The sequence below is a fragment of the Arthrobacter sp. SLBN-112 genome (genome assembly GCF_030944625.1).
Classification (GTDB): Bacteria; Actinomycetota; Actinomycetes; order Actinomycetales; family Micrococcaceae; genus Arthrobacter.
This window is the reverse complement of record NZ_JAUSXY010000001.1, coordinates 3,479,836-3,500,632: the sequence shown is the minus strand read 5'-3', so window position 1 is coordinate 3,500,632 and position 20,797 is coordinate 3,479,836. Positions and strand designations below refer to the sequence as shown.

The following is a 20,797-nucleotide window of genomic DNA, read 5'->3' as shown; positions in this document are numbered from 1 at the left end:
CGGTAACGGTTCGGACCCGCGGTGTTTCATCCGGAGCCGGTGGTGCCCAGGGGCTCAGCTGTAGTTCTTCTGGTTCGCCTTGATGGCGGCCACGTAGGCCTTGGTGTCGTCGTACATTCCGTACTTGCTTACCGAGTACTGGCCCTGGTAGTAGCCGGCGATGGCCGTGTCCTGGTCCTTGCTGGTGGCCAGCAGCTGGCGGAGGATGGCGATGCCTGCTGTTGCGTTGTCGTAGGGGTCGAGCAGGTTCAGCTTGCGTCCCACCAGGTCTGATGCCCACTGCCCAGAGCTGGGAATGACCTGCATGGTCCCGATCGCGTTCGCCGGTGATACGGCCCGCTGGTTGAAGCCTGACTCCTGGTACGCAAAGGCCAGGGCAAGGGACGTATCCACGCCCATCCGGCGGGCGGTGTCTGCCACGATGTTCTTCATTTCATCCCTCGAGGGGACGGGGGAGGCGTTGAGCAGGGCCTTGTTTTCGTTCGCCGAGCTCACTACCGCCGCCGGATAGCTGAAGCCGAGGAAGGTGCTGGGAACCAGGGGTGCGGCGGCCGGCTGGGGGGCTGCGGGGGCAGGCTGCGGGTTCGCCTGTCCGGAGCCGCCGGGGATCACCAGTTTGCTGCCAGGGTAGATGACGGTGGTCATGCCCAGCTGGTTCGCCGAGAGCAGGTCCGACAACTTAACCCCGTGCCGGGATGCAATGGCCGAGAGCGTGTCACCGGCCTTGATGGTGTAGGAGCCGGTGGCCGGGGCGGACGTGACGGCCAAGGCAGGTGCAGGAGCGGCCGGAGCCGCCGGTGCCGGCGCGGCAGGGGCGGGAGCGGCGTCTCCGGCGCTGACCTTGATCTTCTGGCCGGGGTAGATGATGGAGCGCATCGAAAGGTTGTTCCAGGCAAAGACGTCAGAGAGGCCCACGTTGTGCCGCGCGGCAATGGCACCGAGGGTATCCCCGGGCTTCACCGTATAGGTTGCCCCGCCCGGGGCGGCCGGTGCTGAAGGGGCCTGCGCTGCGGGCGCCGGGGCCGGGGCTGCCGGTGCTGCTGATCCGGAGAGCTTGATCTTCTGGCCGGGGTAAATGATGGTGTTCGGCTGGAGGTTGTTGAGCCTGAGGATTTCCCCTGTGTCCAATCCGAAGCGGCCGGCGATCGCGCTCACGGTATCGCCCCGGACGATGGTGTATTCCGCGGGAGGCGCCGGCTGTGCGGGCTGGAGGGTCGAGGGAACGGTGGTGGAGACGGAAGAGGCGGGGATGACCGTGCCGGTGGCCTGCGCAGCTGCCTGGGCCTTCATTGCCGCGGCCAGGCTGCTGGGAATGGTCCGTGCAGGCTGCGCTGCCGTTGCGGGCTGGGCAAGGGCCAAGGATGACAGGACGACGGCTGGGAGTGCCGCAGTGGTGGCGGCAATCATCGGCAGGCTCGGCTTGGGGGGCTGCTTGGGCGAGCGGGACATCGACATGGAAAGAATCCTCTTCTCAACTGCGGGCGCGGACGCGGGCGGGGATGCCGCTGTCAATCTTGATACTACTGTGACTTAAGTTATTCGTGTTACAACTGTGATGAAAGTGAATCTCTCACGAATTTGCGAATAGCACAACAACCAGGGGAATGGCTGGAATGGCCACTTTCATGGAGTGTCTCCGGATGGGGAGGCAAATGAATGGCCCCGACTAGGCGACGGGGTGCGCAGCGTGGCAACCTTGGTCCGTGAGTAATGTAGAAAACCTGGTGGGCGAGTGGTTGCCGCTGCCCGACGTGGCCCGTTTGTTGGATGTTTCAGTTACCAAGGTCCATGGCCTGATTGATGACCATGCCTTGGCAGCAGTGCGCGTTGGCGAGCGGAAGATTCGTTCAGTTCCCGCTGAATTCATCCAGGACGGCCAGGTAGTGGACAGCTTAAAAGGCACCATTGTGGTCCTCTCCGACGCAGGCTACTCGGATGAAGACCTCATTGTGTGGCTCTTTACCGCCGACGAATCACTGCGCGGCCGCCCTATCGATGCGTTGCGGGAAGGCCGCAAGACAGAAATAAGGCGCAGGGCCCAAACCCTCGCCTGGTAATTAACCGCTTTAGGAGGCTCGGCTGACGGTTGCTTCAGCCAGCCTCCGCAGGGCTGTCTTGGGCAGATCCTCCAATGGGAGCTCATCAAGGGCATCAAATGCCGCTGCACCGAATTCCCCGATCAGGACTTCCGTGGCCTGCAAGGCTCCGGAGTCTTCGATGATCCGCCTGATTTCCAGGATGTCCGCCTCCGAAAGGTCGGGGCTGCCGAGCCTTGCGTCGATAAACGCCGATTCAGCGGGAGATGCCTGGTCCAAGGCCAGCGCCACCAGGACGGTGCGCTTTCCCTCCCTCAGATCATCGCCCGCCGGCTTGCCCGTGGTCAGCGGATCGCCGAAAACGCCCAGCACGTCGTCGCGGAGCTGGAATGCTTCGCCGAGCGGCAGGGCGAAGGCCGAATAGCCGCGGAGCAGCTCGTTGGAAGCTCCAGCCAGGGCCCCGCCAAGCGCAAGCGGATGCTCGGTGGAGTACTTGGCGCTCTTAAACCGGATGATCGACTGGGCCCTGCCGACAGCGCCGGCACGGTCGCGGACCGGACCCGCCACTTCTTCCAGGATATCCAGGTACTGTCCGGCCATCACCTCGGCGCGCATGAGGTTGAAGATCAGCCTTGCCCTGCTGCCGGAGGCTGCCCGCTCTCCGATGTCGGTGAACGCTTCCTCGCTGAAGGACAGGCAAAGGTCGCCGGCAAGAATGGCTGCTGCCTGGCCAAACCGTTCGCTGTCCAGTGCCCAGCCCTGCGCGGTGTGCAGCTGGCTGAAGCGCCGGTGCACACTGGGACCGCCCCGCCGGGTGTCCGAACGGTCGATAATGTCGTCGTGGATCAGGGCCGCAGCCTGGAACAGCTCAAGTGCGGCACCGGCCGTCACAACCTGGCCGGCTCCGGCTTCGCCGCCTGCGCCGCGCCAGCCCCAATAGCACATGAGTGCGCGGAGGCGCTTGCCGCCGGTGACCAAGTTGGAGATGGAGCCCATGATGGGCTCGATGTCAGGCGAGATGCCCGACATGATGGACTGGCGCTCGGTCAGGAAGCCGGTCAGCTCGCCGGCAACGCCCGCCACGAAGTCCGCCTGCTCATTCCTCAGCTGCTCCGCGGCCGTCACTTGGCCGACTCAGCTGCGACGTTCGCACCGATGGTGAACGTGGAGACGCCGGAGGCCTCCACTACCGAGAGGTTCACGGTTTCATTGTCGCCGCGGACGAAGTCCTTGGAAGCAACACCACCGACAACATCGCCCGGCACCGCCTTGAACCCCTGGCCTTCGAGGGCCTTGGTATAGAAGTCGATGACGGCGCTGGTCGGTGCCGATACTGTCCCCACGAGCGCGGCCGTTGCCGGGGTGGAGGCCTTGTCAAAACTGCTGGAGACCACAGTGGCCCCGGTCATCAGGGGAAGAAGCTGCCGCGGAAACCCTTCCACGACGGCGCCGACCGTTGCCGATGTGTTGGGGGATGCCGATGGGCTGGGCGAGGCCGTGAGAGTGGACTGCGTGGCGGCAATGGAAGCGGCCTGGGAAGGCTGTGCCTGACCTGATGGGGCCTGGCTGCATGCAGCAAGGGCAAGCATCCCAATGGCGGCAAGCGCGGCAAGGCCAGCTGGCTTGAAGTTTCCAATAGCCGTCACAGAGACTTTCCTCCTGGTGTTGTTGGCGGAATCAGCCTCCAGTTTAGCCAGCCTCCGGAAGGGTCATTACAAACCGATAGGATTGCAGCCGTGGGGCCCGCAGGTATGAACCAGCCAGCCGCCGCCCGCCTCCCGGGCCGCCGGCGTACGTGCATCATGCACGTGGACATGGATGCCTTCTTCGTCTCGGTGGAGCTCCGGACACGTCCCGAACTTCGCGGCAAGCCCGTTATTGTCGGGTTCCCGGGCGAGCGTTCGGTGGTCCTGTCAGGGTCCTATGAAGCCCGGACTTTTGGCGTCAAGTCCGCGATGCCCATGGCCGTGGCGATGCGGATGTGCCCGCAAGCCGTGGTGATTGAACCCCGGCACAAGCTCTACTACGAGGTGTCCGGGGAGCTGATGGCGATTTTCGAATCGATCACCGGGCTCGTGGAGCCGCTGAGTGTCGACGAGGCTTTCCTTGACGTCACCGGCGCCCTGCGGCGGCTGGGCCCGCCCAGGGGGATAGGGGAGCTCATCCGGCGCAGGGTGGCTGCGGAACTGGGCATCACCGCCTCGGTCGGGATTGCGGAAACCAAATTCGTGGCCAAGATTGCCTCCACCCGGTGCAAGCCTGACGGGCTCCTGATGATTGGGCCTGACGAAACCGTTCCATACCTCCACAGCCTCCCGGTTGGCGCGCTTTGGGGCGTCGGCGCCAAGACGGGTGAGGCCTTGGCGAACATGGGAATCAGGACCGTGGCAGACGTCGCGGCAACCCCCGTGTCTTCGTTGAAGAAGGTCCTTGGCGCCTCCGGAGAACACGTGCACCAGCTTGCCTGGGGCATTGACCCTCGTCCGGTGACCCCGGTACGGCTGGAAAAGAGCATCGGAGCGGAGGAGACGTTTGCCGTGGATACGGCCGACGACGGGCTCCTGCGGCGGGAACTGCTGCGGCTGTCCCACCGAACCGCGACGCGGCTTCGCAGCTCGGGGATGGTGGCGCGGACCGTGGCCCTGAAGCTCCGCTTCGCAGACTTCTCAACCATCACCCGCAGCAGGACGGTCCAGACTCCGGTGGACAGCGCCCAGCTGATCTACGCGGTTGCACTCCAGCTTTTGGAGTCCCTCGGAACCAGGGCCATGACCGTGCGGCTCGTGGGGGTCCGGGCTGAACAGCTCGAGGAAGCAGCCCGGACCTCGCTTCAGCTGAGTATTGACCGCAGGGATGAGAACTGGCGGGCTGCCGAGCAGGCACTGGACGAAGTAACGCGCAGGTTCGGCAGCAAGTCCGTACTGCCAGCGCGCCTGATGGAGCCGGACAGCCCGTCCGGCGAAAGGACACAAGGGCCGGCCTGAGGGTCCGCCGAAGTCATTGCCGTCTTTCAGATCAGGCCTCAACAATCTATCCTTAGATATACATAGTTTTCGAGTGAATGGACTTACTGCCGGACCCTCTTGGACATGCTCCCGCCCCCGCGACTGCATGTAAGGTTCCTGTCCTGGCCGCCGCCGGCCGGGTGGGAACTTTCCAGCTACAGCAAACGTTCTAGGGGTCAGAAGTAGTGGCTGGGATCAGCCCGGACGTTGGCCTACAAAAGGAGGTCGTGATGCCGCTGTCGGAGCACGAACAGAAGCTGCTTGAGCAGCTTGAGAAGCAGCTTCACGAGGACGATCCGAAGTTCGCGAACTCAATGGGTTCGGACCCCGGGCGTTCATGGTCCACGAGGCACGTGGTCATCGGAGTCCTGTGCGCGCTTGCCGGCGTCTTCCTCTTGCTGGTTGGCGTCACCCTCCAGAACATCTTCGTCGGCGTCCTGGGCTTTGTGGTCATGGGCGGCGGAGTCTATTTCGCCACCATGCGCAGTTCCCGCGGCAGGCCTGGCTCCAAGGCCGGCGCCGGCAAGGGCGGCAAGCCTCGGAGTTCCTTCATGAGCAGCCTCGAGGAACGTTGGGACGAGCGCCGCCGGGGAGAGTCCTGAACGGCATCTCCGGAAAGCCGCCCCGCTTCTCCATTTCGCTCCCCTGACGGCAGGGGAACGCACCTAAAGGCCCGCTTCGGCGGGCCTTTTCCTGTTTAACCGGGCGAGTGCCGGATTCATGGTCCTGTGGAAACCGGACTTTCGTTAAAGTCCTCCACTTTCCACCATCGGGGCATTTTCCGCGCCAATTCAAGGGTCCTATCCCATAAATGGAGGGCCCAAACGGCCGTTCTGCGTTGACTGTGGTGGAAAGTGGAGTAATGTGGAGGACATAAGAGGGTGGTTGCAACACAGGGGATGTGCAGTTCCTGACGGCGGACAGGCGGTGGGCCAGTGTTTCTGGGCACTCACTCGCCGCGTCTGGATGAAAAGGGACGGATCATTCTCCCCGCAAAGTTCCGCGAGGAGCTTGCCAGCGGGCTGGTGCTCACAAGGGGCCAGGAACGTTGCATCTACGTCTTCAGCGAGAAGGAATTTGCACGGGTCCACGAGCAGATGCGGGAGGCGCCAATCTCCTCCAAGCAGGCACGTGACTACATCCGTGTATTTCTCTCTGGAGCCTCGGACGAGGTACCTGACAAGCAGGGGCGCGTGACCATACCACCAGCGCTCCGGGAGTATGCAGGACTCGGAAGGGAACTTGCCGTCATCGGCGCCGGTACCCGCGCCGAGATCTGGGACGCCCAGGCTTGGAACGAATACCTCGCGGAGAAGGAAACCGCCTTCTCCGAAACTGACGACCCCATTCCGGGCATTCTCTGAATCCGGAACGGGCAGCGGGTGGCTTCTTGGACGAGATCTCCAGCCGGCCCATCGGCTGCCAACCTGGCTCAACTTCCCCTGAGCCAGGCGGGCAGGACGGTAGGCGCGGATGGGGATCTGGTCCCAGAAGCAGCAGGTGACAACGACGGCGGGAAAGGACCAGGCATGAACGATGAACCGAAGCCTACGTCCGAACGCCATGTGCCGGTCCTGCGGGACCGGTGCATCAATTTGTTGGCACCGGGATTTGAGGCTGCGAGACGGCGGGGCCGGACTCCCGTAGCCGTTGACGCAACACTGGGCATGGGCGGCCACTCAGAGGCAATGCTTCAGCGGTTTCCCGACCTTCACCTCATCGGGATCGACCGCGATGAAGAAGCCCTGGCCCTCGCAGGGGAGCGGCTGGCGCCTTTTGCGGCACGGACCGACCTCGTCCACGCCGTCTATGACGAAATCCAGGACGTCCTGGCGGACCTCGGTGTAGCCGAGGTGCATGGGATCCTCATGGACCTCGGCGTCTCCTCCCTGCAGCTGGATGAGCGTGAGCGCGGATTCGCCTACTCCTTCGATGCACCCCTGGACATGCGGATGGACACCAGCCGCGGCCAAACGGCAGCGGATGTGGTCAACAACTACAGCGAAGCGGACCTGGTCCGGATCATCCGCAAATGGGGCGAGGAAAAGTTCGCAGGACGCATAGCCAACCGGATCGTCGCGGCCCGCGCAGTCAAGGAGTTCACCACCACCGGCGAACTCGTGGAACAAATCCGTTCGGTTGTCCCTGCCTCGGCCGCAAAGTCCGGCGGACATCCCGCCAAACGGACTTTCCAGGCCCTGAGGATCGAGGTTAACGAAGAACTCGATGTCCTGGAACGGGCCGTCCCGGCCGCCGTCGACTCCCTGGCTCTGGGCGGCCGAATCGTGGTCATGTCCTACCACTCGCTGGAAGACAAGATCGTCAAGGGCGTGTTCCAGGCCCGGTCCAAGTCTTCGGCTCCCCTCGGCTTCCCGGTGGAGCTGGAGGAGCACAAGCCCGAACTGAAAACCCTGACCAAGGGCACTGAGGTGCCCACCGCCGTCGAAATCGCCGAAAACCCGCGCGCTGCCTCCGCCAGGCTTCGTGCTGCAGAACGAATCAGAGCCAGGAGAGCTGCATGAGCACCGCCGCCGTCAAGAACTTTCCCGTCGTTTCCGGCAGCTCGGCGGCCGATGGCAGGCCCGCGGGCCGTCCTGGCGAAGGACGCAAGGGACGGACGCCGCTCTCGGTCGTCCGCACGGCTCCGCGGAAGCGCCGTGCCCCCTTCGTCGTGCTGTGTTTCGCCATGCTCGCCGTCGCGCTGGTTGCGGTGCTCGTCCTCAACATCTCGGTGTCAACGGCGCAGTACCAGCTCGTTGAGCTTCGGGCCAAGCAGAGCACCCTGACCAAGGCCAACCAGGACCTCACGCAGCAGGTGCAGAACTTCGAGGCACCCCAGAACCTGGCCGCCAAGGCCACGGAACTTGGCATGGTGGCGTCAACGGTGAAGGGACAAATCGACCTGTCCACGCTGTCCGTGACCGGAAAGGCGACACCTGCGGTCAAGGGGGCACCGGCGGGCGCAGTCATTCCGTCGCCGGCCGTGGCGGGCCAGCTCGTCGTGCCGTCGGCAGCGAAGGACGCAGCCGCGGACAAAGTGACGCCGTCGGATGCCGGCAGGACGTCCTCAGCCCCTGCGGCGGAGGCGGCCCAGGCGGCAGCACAGGCACAGGCCGCCGCGCAGGCACAGGCCGCCGCAAAGGCTGCAGCCGCAGCGGCAGTTCCGGCACCTGAATTGCACGGCGGCTCCGTCCCGGCGCCGCAGCAGAAGGTCCCCGGACAGTAAGTCGCCAGGCAAGACAGGCAGCAGGTCGAACAGCAAGGAATATCACGGTGGCGCAAACGACCGGCAAAGCAGGAAAAAGCAAGGCACCCAACGCCACGAAGCGCTTGCGCCTGGGGCTGGGCATCATGCTTACGCTCCTGCTGGTGGTGGGCGGGAAGCTGTTCCTGGTACAGGGGCTCGACGTCGGCGGCATGGCTGAAGCGGCACTGAACAGCCGGATGACCTCGGCGATCCTGCCTGCGGAACGCGGCAGCATCCTGGACTCCCGCGGCACCGTACTCGCCAACAGCGTGATCCGCTACAACATCGTGGTGGACCAGCGCGTCAACACCAAGACCGACTCCTACAAGCGCTATGAGCCGCAGGCTGATGGCCACGACAAGCTTGTGGACGTCAGCCGCGACCAGGCAATCTCAGAACTCGCCGCAGCGCTCGGGATGGACTCCGGCGCTGTGCGGGATGCGGTAACCGGTCAGCAGCCCTATTACATCGTGGCCAAGGACGTGAAGCCCGACGTCGAAGACCGCATCTCCAAGCTCCAGGTCCCTGGCATCGTTGCCGAGGGTGTCAGCAAGCGCGTCTACCCCAACGGCGCGGTTGCAGGAGGCGTGGTGGGCTTCCTCCAGGACGGCACCACCGGCCAGGCCGGCATCGAGCAGACGCAGGACGACAAGCTGAAGGGAACGGACGGCAAGCGCCTGTTCGAGATCGGCGCGGACGGACTGCGCATCCCCGTGGGCCTCGACGAGCTGACCCCGCCCCAGAACGGCAAGGACGTCAAGCTCACCCTCAACTCGGACCTCCAGTATTTCGCCCAGCAGGCCATCCAGAGCCAAACTGACAAGCTCAGCGCCGAATGGGGCGTCATCATCGTGATGGATGCCAAGACCGGTAACCTCCTTGCCCTGGCGGACACTAACGCCCCTGATCCCAACAACCCGGGGCTGGTGGCCGCGAAGGACCGCGGCACGCGCTCCGTGACCGCGGCTTACGAGCCCGGATCGGTGGAAAAGATGATCACTGCCGCGGCGGTCATCGATGAAGGCCTGGCCAGCCCGCTGGACAAGTTCACGATTCCGCCCACCTACACCGTCGACGGCCAGACCTTCAGTGACGCCTTCACCCACGGGACCGAGGAACGGACACTTGCCGGCATCATCGGGTACTCCATGAACACCGGAACCGTGATGGCCGGCCAACGGCTCAGCAAGGAACAGCGTTACGACTGGCTGAAGAAATTCGGCATCGGCGAGGCGCCTGACATCGGGCTGCCGGCGACGGCGTCGGGCATCCTTTCGCCCTCCGACCAGTGGGACGGACGCCAGCAGTACACCGTCCTGTTCGGACAGGGTGTCTCCCAGTCGACCCTCCAGACCGTCCGCGCCTACCAGAGCATCGCCAACAATGGCGTCATGCTGCAGCCCCGGTTAATCGACTCGTACATTTCCGCCGACGGCACGGAAGAGAAAGTCCCGGCGCAACCCTCACGCCAGGTGGTTTCGGGCAGCACGGCGCAACAGGTCAAGGACATCCTGGAAAGCGCCGTCACCGAAGGTGAAATCAAGGACGCCGGCATCGACGGTTACAGGGTCGGCGCCAAGACAGGCACCTCCGAATCGCCGTGTGACGACGGCAAATCAGGCTACTGCGGCTACACCGCCTCCATCGTTGGAATGGCGCCGATGGATGATCCGCGGTTTATTGTGGAGGTGGTGCTCCAGCGGCCGAAGGGCAGCATCTACGGCATCACCAACGGTCCGGTCTTCCGGTCCGTCATGAGCCAGACGCTGCGGACCTACAACGTCCAGCCTTCAACCGGGGAGCCGGCCAGGTTGCCCCAATACGCGAAGTAGCCGCTGCGCCACGCTGTAAATACCGGCAGCATCCAGCGCATCACAGTGCCCGGCGCGAACCATGACGGGCACGCACTAGCACCATCGGAGATCCCCTTGTCAGAGTTCACCACGCCCGGCGGCGACGCTGCCCGGGACGAAAGTCCGGGCCGCTTCCGGCCGACTGCCGTAGCGGCTGTCCCGCTGGCCGCCGTCGGGAAGGCCATCGGAGTAGCTGTTCCCGCTCCGGCCGCCGAGGTGGAGGTGACGGGCATCTCCATCAACTCCCGCACCGTGGAGCCCGGCGATCTGTACGTGGCACTGCCCGGGGCCAGCCGGCATGGCGCGGACTTCGTCACGGATGCCATCGGAGCAGGCGCGGCAGCTGTGCTGACGGATGATGCGGGCGCACGGCTCCTTGCCCTCGCCGCGGAAACGTCCGTCCCGGTGCTGGTTGTGGACAGTCCACGCAACAAGGTGGGTCCCCTCTCTGCCCTGATCTACCGGAGCCAGTCCTCGGACGGCCGTCCGCTGCAGCTTCTCGGGGTTACCGGAACCAACGGGAAAACCACCACCACCTACTTCATCACCTCGCTGTTGCGGGCCCTGGGGCGGCAGGCAGGCCTGATCGGCACCATCGAAATCCAGGCCGGCGGTGAACCCATTCCCAGCCTCCTCACCACGCCGGAATCACCGGAGGTCCACGGATTGCTGGCGCTCATGCACGAGCGGGGGCTCGACGCCGCAGCCATGGAGGTGTCCTCCCACGCCATTTCCTACCAGCGGGTGGACGGGCTGCTTTTCGACGTCGCCGGATTCACGAACCTTACCCAGGACCACCTGGACCTTCACCACAGCATGGACGGCTACTTCGCCACGAAGGCAGAGCTCTTCACTCCGGGGCGCGCCCGCCGCGCCGTGGTGACGGTCGACGACGAGTGGGGCCGGCAACTGGCCGGCAACGCCCAGGTGCCGGTCACCACGCTTAGCACCGGCGGCCACACGCCCGCTGACTGGACCGTGACGGCCTCCTCGCCGCGCGGGCTCGGGACCGACTTCACGCTGACAGGGCCGGCGGGTGCCGTCCTGAACGTCCACACCGGACTGCCGGGCGGCTTCAACGTTGCCAACGCTGCCCTCGCGGCCCTGATGGTCCTCACCTCCGGAGTGGACGCCGCCGTCCTGCAGGACGCACTGGACCGTGCCGACCCCTTTACGGTGGCCGTGCCCGGCCGCATGCAGCTGATTTCCGACCGGCCCGCCGCCGTCGTGGACTTTGCCCACAACACTGATGCCCTGGCGCGGGCACTGGAAGCGGTCCGCTCGCCCGAACCCGACTCACGGCTGATCGTGGTGTTCGGTGCCACAGGGCAACGGGACCAGGGCAAACGCCCGGCCATGGGCGCCATCGCCGCACGCCTGGCGGACACCGTGATCATCACCGACGACGACCCCCACGACGAAGACGCCGCCGCCATCCGTGCGGACGTGCTCGCCGGGGCCCGGGAGGCCGTGCAGAAGGAATCCCTCGACGCCGAGTTGATGGAAGTCTTCCCGCGGGCCGAGGCCATCCGGCGCGCCGCGGAACTTGCGCGCCCGCAGGACACCATTCTTGTCGCCGGCCGCGGGCACGAGGTCTGGCAGGAGGTAAAAGGCGTCAACCTCGCCCTGGACGACAGGGTGGAACTGCGCAGCGCCTTGACAGCCAGGGGATTCAACGTTCTCCATGACCACCGGATAGAGTCCTAGACCGAGATGATTGCATTTACTGCGGCGGAAATCGCCGAAATCACCAACGGGCGCCTGGACGCCGATCCCGGAATTACGCCCCTTTCGGTGGTGACGGATTCACGCGAAGCCACGCAGGGTTCGCTCTACGTCGCGAAGCCGGGCGAGCAGGCCGACGGCCACGACTTCCTGGACGCCGCCTTTGCCGCCGGAGCCGTCCTGGCCCTCGTCGAGCGCCCCGTCGCCGCGCCGGACGGCACGGGCTACCCGACGGTCCTGGTTGCCGACGCCGTCCTCGCCATGGGCGCCCTGGCGGCTGAAGCTGTCCGCCGGATTCGTGCCGCACGGGCAGAAGCAGGTGACCAGCTGACGGTTGTTGGCATCACGGGTTCGGCCGGCAAGACCACCACCAAGGACCTGCTGGCGGGAGTACTCGCCACCCAGGGGGCGACCGTATCGCCCCAGGGGTCCTACAACGGTGAGGTGGGTGTCCCGCTGACGGTCTTCCGGGCCGGGACCGACACACGCTACCTGGTCATCGAAATGGGCGCCACGGGCGTCGGCCACATCCGTTACCTGGCGGAGATGGTCAAGCCCGACATCGGAGTTGTCCTCGCCGTCGGAACGGCGCACGCAGGCGAGTTCGGGGGAGTGGAGAACATCGCCCTGGCCAAGGGCGAGATGGTTGAAGGACTTGCCGCTGCAGGCACCGCGATCATCAACCTTGACGACGAACGCGTCGCGGCGATGCGCAGCCGGACCTCCGCGGCAGTCCTCGGGTTCTCCGCAGAAGGCCGCCCGGATGCCCAGGTGCAGGCACTGAATGCCGACACCAACGCTGAAGGCTGCCCGGAATTCGATCTCCAGTTGCCGGACGGCGAAGCGCCACGCCACGTCCGCAGCCGGCTCATCGGCGCCCATCACACAGGCAACCTGCTGGCAGCAGCGTCAGCCGCCTGGGCCGCAGGGGTGCCGGGGAACCATATCGCAGAATCACTGGGCAACCAGGCCGCCGCCAGCCGCTGGCGCATGGAGCGGACCGAACGGCCGGACGGCGTCACCATCATCAACGACGCCTACAACGCCAACCCGGAGTCAATGCGTGCAGCCCTGCGCACCCTTGCCGACCTTGGCCGGGGCCGCCGGACCTGGGCTGTCCTGGGGGCCATGCTCGAACTCGGTGAGGACTCCATCCGGGAGCACACCGCAGTGGGCACCCAGGTGGTACGCCTCAACATCTCCAGGCTGCTGGTGGTAGGCCGCGAAGCCCGGGCCCTCTACGTCTCCGCCGTCCAGGAAGGATCCTGGGGCGACGAATGCCTCTTCGCCGAAACCGCCGATGAGGCCTACCAAATCCTTGACGCAGAACTCCAACCAGGGGACCTGGTGCTGTTCAAGTCCTCCAACAGCGTTGGGCTTCGCCATTTGGGCGATCGGATAGCATTACCCACATCCCCGACACCTGCCGACGAAAGGAGCACTCTGCTGTGATTGCTCTCCTGATCGGTGCGGGCCTTGCCCTGCTCTGCGCCCTCGTCGGCACCCCGCTGTTCATCCGGCTGCTGGTCCGCCGCGGCTACGGCCAGTTCATCCGCGACGACGGTCCAACTTCGCACCACACCAAACGCGGAACGCCCACCATGGGCGGCACCGTGGTGGTGGCCGCGGTCCTGCTCAGCTACGGGCTGACCCACCTCATCATGCTGATGATGAACCCGGACTCGCCCGGCCCCTCCGCCTCGGCCCTCATCCTGCTGTTCCTGATGGTGGGCATGGGCCTGGTGGGATTCCTGGACGACTTCATCAAGATCTCCAGGCAGCGGAGCCTTGGCCTCAACGCCAAAGCGAAACTGATCCTCCAGGCAGCCGTCGGCATCATCTTCGCCATCCTGGCCCTGAACTTCCCCAACGACGCCGGACTCACTCCGGCGTCCACCAAGATCTCCCTTGTCCGCGACCTGCCGTGGCTGGACCTCGCATTCGGTGGAACAGTCCTGGGTGCGATCCTGTTCGTCATCTGGTCCAACCTGATCGTCACGGCGGCCACCAACGGCGTCAACCTCACCGACGGCCTGGACGGCCTGGCCGCGGGAGCCTCCATCATGGTGTTCGGTGCATATACGCTCATGGGCATATGGCAGAGCAACCAGGCGTGCGGCTCTCCACGGGAAGCCGGCAGCGGCTGCTACTCCGTCAGGGACCCGCTGGACCTCGCCCTGCTTGCCGCAATCCTGAGTGCGGCCCTGGTGGGCTTCCTCTGGTGGAACACCTCACCGGCCAAGATCTTCATGGGCGACACCGGCTCCCTTGCCATCGGTGGAGCGGTGGCCGGATTCGCCATCCTGTCCAGGACGGAGCTTCTCCTGGGCATCGTGGGCGGCCTCTTCGTGCTGATCACCCTCTCCGTCATCATCCAGGTGGGCTACTTCAAAGCCACGGGCGGAAAGCGCGTGTTCAAGATGGCGCCGCTGCAGCACCACTTCGAGCTCAAGGGGTGGGCCGAGGTTACCGTTGTGGTCCGGTTCTGGATCCTGGGCGGACTCTTCGTCGCCGTGGGCCTGGGCATCTTCTACGCTGAATGGGTTGTACTGCTGTGACCGTTTCCTCCCGCCTGGCCAATCTCGTCTCCTGGGACTCCGACTGGGCCGGCCTGCGCGTTGCCGTCACCGGCATCGGCGTCTCCGGGTTCGCAGCGGCAGACACCCTGATCGAACTTGGCGCGCGCGTGGTGGTGGTGGACGCCGCCACCAGCGACACGGCGCGGGCGCATGCCGACACCCTGAAAATCGTTGGTGCCGCCGACGTCCTGTTGGGCCCGGGTGCCGTCACCCATATTCCCCGGATTGACGGCGAACTCCCGGAACTCATTGTCACCTCGCCTGGCTGGCGCCCGGACCAGGCCCTTCTCGCGGCCGCGGCCCGTGCGCACATCCCGGTATGGGGGGACGTCGAGCTTGCCTGGCGCGTACGGATCAGGGAAGGCCGGAAGACGGCGGACTGGCTGGCCATCACGGGGACGAACGGAAAGACCACCACGGTTGGTCTTACGGAATCGATGCTGCGGGCCGCCGGGCTCAAAGCCATCGCCGTCGGCAACGTCGGCACACCCATCCTCGACGCCCTCCGGGACCCGGTTGACTACGACGTGTTCGCCGTCGAGCTCTCCAGCTTCCAACTGCACTGGGCCGAATCGCTTTCGCCCGTGGCCAGCGTGTGCCTCAACGTCGCTGAGGATCATGTGGACTGGCACGGCTCCTACGATTCCTACCTGGCGGACAAGGCCAAGGTTTACGAGCACACCCAAAGAGCGTGCATCTACAACGCCGAGCAGATTGAAACCGAGCGGATGGTGGAAAACGCCGACGTCGTTGAAGGCTGCCGCGCGGTGGGCTTCACCACGGTCACCCCCGCCATCAGCATGCTCGGCGTCGTGGAAGGTCTGCTGGTGGACCGGGCGTTCATCGAAGAACGCCGGGACAGCGCAGCGGAACTTGCGTCCATGGCCGACCTCGGACCGCTGGCACCGCGACACATGGTCGCCAACGCCCTCGCCGCTGCCGGCCTGGTGCGCGCCTACGGTGTTGACGCCAAGGCCGTCCGCCAGGGCATCCTGGACTATGTCCCGGGGGACCACCGCATCCAGCCCGTGGCCCGCTTGAACGGCGTCCTCTGGGTCAACGACTCCAAAGCCACCAACCCGCACGCTGCCTCGGCGTCCCTCTCGGCCTTCACCAAGGTGGTCTGGATAGCCGGCGGACTGTCAAAGGGCGTCAGCTACGACGATCTCGTCAGGCAGCACTCCGCCCGGCTCAAGGCGGTGGTCCTGATCGGAACAGACAGGAGCCCCCTGCGTGAGGCCCTCCGGCGACACGCGCCGGATGTCCCGGTCATCGAGCCGGACGCGGGCGACACTGAAGACGTGGAGACTGCTTCGGCGCCTGGTGCCACACCGGCCGGTTCCTCCGGCAACGGAGAACTGGTGATGACCCGGGCCGTCGCGTCAGCAGCCCGGCTCGCCGACTCAGGCGACACCGTGCTGATGGCCCCGGCCGCGGCCTCCATGGATCAGTTCTCTTCCTACGCTCACCGTGGTGGTACTTTCATCGACGCTGTCCGCGAGCTGGTGGAAGGGCAGGCCCAGACCGGCGAGGAGTAACAATGGTCAGCACGCCCACCCGGCCACAGGGCAGCAAGCCGCGCTCCGGCTCCGCAGCCAAGGCCGCGCGGCCGCCGGCTTCAGCCGGTGCGAAACTGCGGGCCGTCCACCATAAATTCTGGTCGGCCCTGGAGGGCACCGGAACCTCCAGGAACGGCTCCACCTACTACCTGATCCTTGGTGCCACCCTGGCGCTGACCGCCATTGGGATCATGATGGTCCTCTCCGCCTCCAGCGTCGAATCGATCGCCGCCGGTAAATCCCCCTACGGCGACGCCCTGAAACAGGGTGGCTTCGCGGCGATCGGGATCTTCACCATGTTCGTCCTCTCGCGCGTCAATGTGGTGTGGCTCAAGCGGCTGGCATGGCCCGCCGTCGGGGTCGCCGTGCTGTTATTGGGGCTGGTCCAGGTGGTGGGCTCCGAAATCAACGGCAACAAGAACTGGATCGACGTCGGCGGCATCACCTTCCAGCCCTCCGAGGCCGCCAAGCTTGCCCTTGCCCTCTGGATGGCAACGGTCCTGGCCATGAAAGGCAGGCTGCTCAACCGCTGGCAGCACGTGCTGGTTCCCGCTGTGCCCATGGCCGCCGTCGTCATCGTCCTGATCCTGGTGGGCAACGACCTCGGCACGGCCATGATCATCATGATGATCGTCGCCGCCGCCCTGTTCTTTGCCGGTGTGCCGCTCTACCTCTTCGGGATCGCCGGCCTCATCGCCGCCGCAGGCACCGCCTTCATGGCCGTCACCAGCTCCAACCGGATGTGCCGCATCACGTCGTGGTGGACCGGGCAGTCCTGTGCTGACGGCGTCGACGCCAACTACCAGGCAACCAACGGCCTCTACGGCCTCGCCTCGGGAGGCTGGCTCGGCGTGGGCCTGGGCCAGAGCCGGCAGAAGTACAGCTGGATCCCCGAAGCCCACAACGACTTCATTTTCGCCATCATCGGCGAGGAACTCGGCCTGGTGGGGACCGTCGTCGTACTGGTCCTGTTCGCCATCCTGGGCGCTGCCATCTACCGCGTCGTGGTGGCGCAGGAAGACATGTTCCACCGCGTCCTGGCAGGCACCATCATGGTGTGGCTCCTGGGCCAGGCCACGGTGAACATGTCCGTCGTCACCGGCCTGATGCCCGTCATCGGCGTGCCCCTGCCGTTCATCTCCTACGGCGGCTCGGCCCTGCTGATGTCGCTCTGCGCCGTCGGCGTGGTTCTCTCGCTGGCCCGGGAACAAATGGCACCTTCCATGCGGCCCAAAGGAATGCTGAAGTTCAAGGCCAGGAAAAACCGCGACAAGAGCCAACCAAAGAATTCCAGAAAGCGTGCATAACCCGAGATGACACCAGCCACCCCCTCTATCGTCTTGGCCGGCGGCGGAACAGCCGGCCACATCAGCCCGCTCCTCGCCATCGCCGCGGCCCTCCGGAACGAAGCACCGGGGGCGGAAATCCTCGCTGTCGGAACGCCATCGGGGATGGAAACCCGCCTGGTTCCCGCTGCCGGCGTGCAACTGGCCACGATCGACCGCGTGCCCTTTCCGCGGAAGCCGTCAGCGGATCTGTTCCGCCTGCCCGGCAGGCTGGCCGGTGCGGTCCGCCAGGCCGGCGCAATCCTGGACCAGGCCAACGCCGATGTGCTGGTGGGAGTGGGCGGGTACGTGTGCACCCCGATGTACCTGGCGGCACGCAAACGCCGCATCCCCGTGGTGATCCACGAAGCCAACGCACGCCCGGGTTTGGCCAACCGCGTGGGAGCATTCCTCAACGGCACGGTTGCCGTGGCATTCGAGGGCACCCCGCTCCGGCACGCCGTCCACGTCGGCATGCCCATGCGGAAGGAAATCTCCGGGCTGGACCGGAAGAGCGCCCGGACCGCGGCCCGGGCAGCCTTGGGGCTCGATCCGCAACAGCCGACGCTGATCGTCACCGGCGGGTCTTCCGGGGCGCAAAGCATCAACCGGACCATCGCCGCCGCGGTGGGCCGGCTTGCCGGTGCCGGCATCCAGACACTTCATGTCACCGGCCGCGGCAAGACCGTGCTGGACGAGGCCGGCCAGCCCCTCGCCGCGGACGGGTACCGGCAGGTGGAGTACATCGATGGCATGGAGCTCGCCTACGCCGCAGCCGACCTTCTGCTGGCACGCTCGGGCGCCGCCACTGTCTGCGAGGTGGCTGCCGTTGGCGTTCCCGCGGTCCTGGTGCCCCTGCCCATCGGCAACGGTGAACAGGCCCTGAACGCGGCCGGCCTGGTGGCCGCAGGCGGCGCGCTGCTGGTGGCCGACCGTGATTTCACGCCCGACTGGGTGGCACGCGAACTGATCCCCCTGATCACCGACAAAGCACGGCTCGCGGCCATGGAAGCCAAGTCCTACCGGCTCGGTATCCGAAACGCCGACCAGCGGATGGCTGGTCTTGTCCTGGAAGCGGTATCCGCATGAATCCCCACACCAACGCACGCCCTGACACCCTCGGCAAGGTGCACTTCATCGGCATCGGGGGAGTGGGCATGTCCGCCGTAGCCCGGATCATGGTGGCGCGCGGGGTCCCGGTCAGCGGATCCGATGCCAAGGACCTCCCCGTCATGGCTGACCTCGCGGCCGCCGGCGCCCGCATCGCGGTCGGGTACGCCGCGGAGAACCTCGGGGACGCGCAGACAGTGGTGGCCGGGTCCGCCATCAGGGAAGACAACCCGGAGCTGGCTGCCGCGAAGCAGGCGGGGCTGCCCGTACTCCACCGCTCCGAAGCCCTGGCAGCCACCATGGGGGACGACGCCGTGGTGACAGTGGCGGGAACGCATGGAAAATCCACCACCACGTCCATGATCACCGTATTGCTGCGGGCCGCCGGCCTGGACCCCTCCTTTGCCGTGGGGGCGAATATTCCTGCCCTGGGCGTCAACGCCGCCCACGGGACATCCGGCATCTTCGTAGCGGAAGCGGATGAATCCGACGGCTCCTTCCTGAACTACCGGCCCCGGATCGCCGTCGTCACCAACGTCGAGCCGGACCATCTTGACTACTACGGCACGGCCGAGGCCGTCTACGAGTCGTTCGACCGGTTCACCGCCCTGCTGCCCGCTTACGGGCTCCTGGTTGCCTGTGCAGACGACGCCGGGGCGTTGGCCCTCGCGGAAAGGACCCGGCACCGCGGCGCCACGCGCGTTGTCCTGTACGGCACCAACGAGGCGGCGGATGTACGGCTGCTCGACGACGGCCCGGGCCAGGCGGCCGTGGCAACCTCCGCCGGGCAGTGGGCGCTTGCCCTGCAGGTTCCCGGCCGGCACAACGCGCTCAACGCCGCAGCAGCGTTTGCCGTGGCCCTTGAACTCGGCGTGGAGCCGGCGGCCGCCGCGGCCGGCCTTGCCAGCTTCTCGGGCGCCTCGCGCCGGTTTGAACTGAAAGGCACAGCCCGGGGGGTGCGGGTTTTCGACGATTACGCCCACCACCCGACGGAAGTCCGCGCTGCCCTTGCCGCGGCCCGCTCCGTGGCCGGAGACCACAAGGTCCACGTCCTGTTCCAGCCGCACCTGTTCTCCCGGACCAGGGAGTTCGCCGCCCAGTTCGCCGACGCCCTGAACCTGGCGGACACGGCCTTGGTCCTGGACATCTACCCGGCCAGGGAGGACCCCATTCCGGGCGTCACCAGCCAGCTCATCGCCGACCACCTCACTGGCGGAGGACGGCTGGTGGCCGCCGCCGACGCCGTCGCCACCCTGGCAGCAGCCGCCGGCGATGGCGACGTCGTCCTGACCGTCGGTGCCGGTGACGTCACCGCCTACGGCCCGCGGATAGTGGAGGCGCTGGATGCCTAGCTCCCGCCGCCCCACCTACGCTCCTCCGAAGCGGAACAACCGCACTGACGCTGCGGCAGGCACCGGCGCCCGGAAGGACCCGGAAAAAGACGCACCCCGTCTCGCCGGTGGCGATGTCATTACCGCTTCCCGCAGCATTCCGGAGCAGACGGTGCAAAAGCCGGCCAAGGCGCAGGAACCCGCCGGTGCGACGGTCCTGGCGTTTCCGGAGCCTAAAGCCAAGCGGCGCCGGAAGAAAGTCCTGCTTGCGATCGGCACCGTGCTGGTGCTCGTGGCGGGACTCCTCGCCGGGGCCATCTATTCGCCCGTCCTCGCCCTGCAGACCATCTCGGTCAGTGGCACCCGGTTGCTGACGCCCGCCCAGGTGCAGGCCGCCCTGGAACCCCTCCGCGGCAAGCCGCTGCCGCAGATCAGTGACGACGACGTACGCGGCCTCCTTGGGCCCCTGGTCCAGGTCAAGTCCGTCTCGGTCGAGGCACGGCCGCCCTCCACGCTGGCCATCGCCGTGCATGAGCGGGTCCCGGTGGCCCTGGTCAAGCAGGGGGAGCAATACCAGCTGGTGGACGTCGACGGCGTCCAGCTGGGCACCACGGCTGACCCGGCTTCGGCTTCCCTGCCGGTGATTGACGGCGGCGCCGGTGCGATCGGCCAGGATCTTTTCCGTGCCACGGCAGCAGTCCTGGGGGCGTTGCCGGCGGACGTGCTGGCCAAGCTTTCCAATGCGTCCGCCCAGTCCGTGGACGCCGTGGAGCTGAAGCTTGTGGACGGCCAGACGGTCGTGTGGGGCAACGCCTCGGAGAAGGAACTCAAGGCCAAGGTGCTGGCCGCACTGCTCAAGGTTCCGGCGGATCCGAAGAATCCCGTCAGGGTCTACGATGTCAGTGTGCCCCGGCACCCCGTGACGCGCTGAGCGCTTTCTTTCCCGGTATTAATCCGACACGCGGACCCGGTTATTGAATGTCGGAACCAGAGGAAATACCGTCACAGACATGAGTTACTTGACATA

General features: G+C 66.0%; 18 protein-coding genes. 15 read left to right on the top strand and 3 right to left on the bottom strand.

Annotated elements, in window-relative coordinates; genetic code table 11:
- Nucleotides 1-54: 54 nt before the first annotated feature.
- Complete coding sequence (locus tag QF050_RS16300; protein ID WP_308931356.1) at nucleotides 55-1,455, bottom strand: LysM peptidoglycan-binding domain-containing protein; 1,401 nt, start codon at nucleotides 1,453-1,455, stop codon at nucleotides 55-57.
- A 248-nt stretch (nucleotides 1,456-1,703) separates the two neighbouring features.
- On the opposite strand from QF050_RS16300, the gene QF050_RS16295 reads away from it, so the two are divergent.
- Entirely contained in the window at nucleotides 1,704-2,057 is a 354-nt protein-coding gene (locus QF050_RS16295; RefSeq protein ID WP_026265088.1) for an Rv2175c family DNA-binding protein, read from the top strand.
- Nucleotides 2,058-2,066: 9 nt separating this feature from the next.
- Here QF050_RS16295 and QF050_RS16290 read toward each other — a convergent pair whose 3' ends face one another.
- Nucleotides 2,067-3,161, bottom strand: coding sequence for a polyprenyl synthetase family protein (locus QF050_RS16290; RefSeq protein ID WP_308931355.1), 1,095 nt, complete (start codon nucleotides 3,159-3,161; stop codon nucleotides 2,067-2,069).
- On the bottom strand, nucleotides 3,158-3,682 hold the full coding sequence (locus QF050_RS16285) for a hypothetical protein (protein ID WP_308931354.1): 525 nt from the start codon (nucleotides 3,680-3,682) through the stop codon (nucleotides 3,158-3,160). The genes QF050_RS16290 and QF050_RS16285 overlap by 4 nt, the downstream gene beginning before the upstream one ends.
- Nucleotides 3,683-3,787: 105 nt before the next feature.
- Here QF050_RS16285 and dinB point away from each other — a divergent pair, with 105 nt between their 5' ends.
- The 14 genes from dinB to QF050_RS16215 all read left to right on the top strand — a co-directional run bounded on the left by dinB (nucleotide 3,788) and on the right by QF050_RS16215 (nucleotide 20,701).
- Nucleotides 3,788-5,020, top strand: coding sequence for a DNA polymerase IV (dinB, locus tag QF050_RS16280; protein WP_308931353.1), 1,233 nt, complete (start codon nucleotides 3,788-3,790; stop codon nucleotides 5,018-5,020).
- A 251-nt stretch (nucleotides 5,021-5,271) separates the two neighbouring features.
- A complete protein-coding gene (locus QF050_RS16275; RefSeq protein ID WP_308931352.1) occupies nucleotides 5,272-5,643 on the top strand; it encodes a DUF3040 domain-containing protein in 372 nt (123 codons plus the stop codon).
- A gap of 333 nt (nucleotides 5,644-5,976) precedes the next feature.
- A complete protein-coding gene (gene mraZ, locus QF050_RS16270) occupies nucleotides 5,977-6,405 on the top strand; it encodes a division/cell wall cluster transcriptional repressor MraZ (RefSeq protein WP_018763545.1) in 429 nt (142 codons plus the stop codon).
- Nucleotides 6,406-6,570: 165 nt separating this feature from the next.
- Entirely contained in the window at nucleotides 6,571-7,563 is a 993-nt protein-coding gene (rsmH, locus tag QF050_RS16265) for a 16S rRNA (cytosine(1402)-N(4))-methyltransferase RsmH (RefSeq protein WP_308931351.1), read from the top strand.
- Nucleotides 7,560-8,267: a hypothetical protein gene (locus tag QF050_RS16260; protein ID WP_308931350.1), complete on the top strand. Its 708-nt coding sequence runs from the start codon at nucleotides 7,560-7,562 to the stop codon at nucleotides 8,265-8,267. Before rsmH ends, QF050_RS16260 begins: the two co-directional genes overlap by 4 nt.
- Before the next feature lie 47 nt (nucleotides 8,268-8,314).
- Nucleotides 8,315-10,120 carry a penicillin-binding protein 2 gene (locus tag QF050_RS16255; protein ID WP_308931349.1) on the top strand — a complete coding sequence of 602 codons (1,806 nt, stop codon included), beginning with the start codon at nucleotides 8,315-8,317 and terminating at the stop codon, nucleotides 10,118-10,120.
- Between the two features lie 96 nt (nucleotides 10,121-10,216).
- On the top strand, nucleotides 10,217-11,848 hold the full coding sequence (locus tag QF050_RS16250) for a UDP-N-acetylmuramoyl-L-alanyl-D-glutamate--2,6-diaminopimelate ligase (RefSeq protein WP_308931348.1): 1,632 nt from the start codon (nucleotides 10,217-10,219) through the stop codon (nucleotides 11,846-11,848).
- A 6-nt stretch (nucleotides 11,849-11,854) separates the two neighbouring features.
- Nucleotides 11,855-13,318: a UDP-N-acetylmuramoyl-tripeptide--D-alanyl-D-alanine ligase gene (murF, locus tag QF050_RS16245; RefSeq protein WP_308931347.1), complete on the top strand. Its 1,464-nt coding sequence runs from the start codon at nucleotides 11,855-11,857 to the stop codon at nucleotides 13,316-13,318.
- Nucleotides 13,315-14,424 carry a phospho-N-acetylmuramoyl-pentapeptide-transferase gene (gene mraY / locus QF050_RS16240; protein WP_308931346.1) on the top strand — a complete coding sequence of 370 codons (1,110 nt, stop codon included), beginning with the start codon at nucleotides 13,315-13,317 and terminating at the stop codon, nucleotides 14,422-14,424. Before murF ends, mraY begins: the two co-directional genes overlap by 4 nt.
- Nucleotides 14,406-15,983, top strand: coding sequence for a UDP-N-acetylmuramoyl-L-alanine--D-glutamate ligase (murD, locus tag QF050_RS16235; RefSeq protein ID WP_308931345.1), 1,578 nt, complete (start codon nucleotides 14,406-14,408; stop codon nucleotides 15,981-15,983). Before mraY ends, murD begins: the two co-directional genes overlap by 19 nt.
- A 2-nt stretch (nucleotides 15,984-15,985) precedes the next feature.
- On the top strand, nucleotides 15,986-17,311 hold the full coding sequence (gene ftsW / locus QF050_RS16230) for a putative lipid II flippase FtsW (protein WP_308931344.1): 1,326 nt from the start codon (nucleotides 15,986-15,988) through the stop codon (nucleotides 17,309-17,311).
- Nucleotides 17,312-17,317: 6 nt separating this feature from the next.
- Nucleotides 17,318-18,418 (top strand): undecaprenyldiphospho-muramoylpentapeptide beta-N-acetylglucosaminyltransferase, encoded by a 1,101-nt coding sequence (murG, locus tag QF050_RS16225; RefSeq protein ID WP_308931343.1) that lies wholly within the window; start codon nucleotides 17,318-17,320, stop codon nucleotides 18,416-18,418.
- Nucleotides 18,415-19,791, top strand: coding sequence for a UDP-N-acetylmuramate--L-alanine ligase (gene murC, locus QF050_RS16220; RefSeq protein WP_308931342.1), 1,377 nt, complete (start codon nucleotides 18,415-18,417; stop codon nucleotides 19,789-19,791). The genes murG and murC overlap by 4 nt, the downstream gene beginning before the upstream one ends.
- Nucleotides 19,784-20,701: a cell division protein FtsQ/DivIB gene (locus QF050_RS16215; protein WP_308931341.1), complete on the top strand. Its 918-nt coding sequence runs from the start codon at nucleotides 19,784-19,786 to the stop codon at nucleotides 20,699-20,701. The genes murC and QF050_RS16215 overlap by 8 nt, the downstream gene beginning before the upstream one ends.
- The last annotated feature ends 96 nt before the right edge of the window (nucleotides 20,702-20,797 follow it).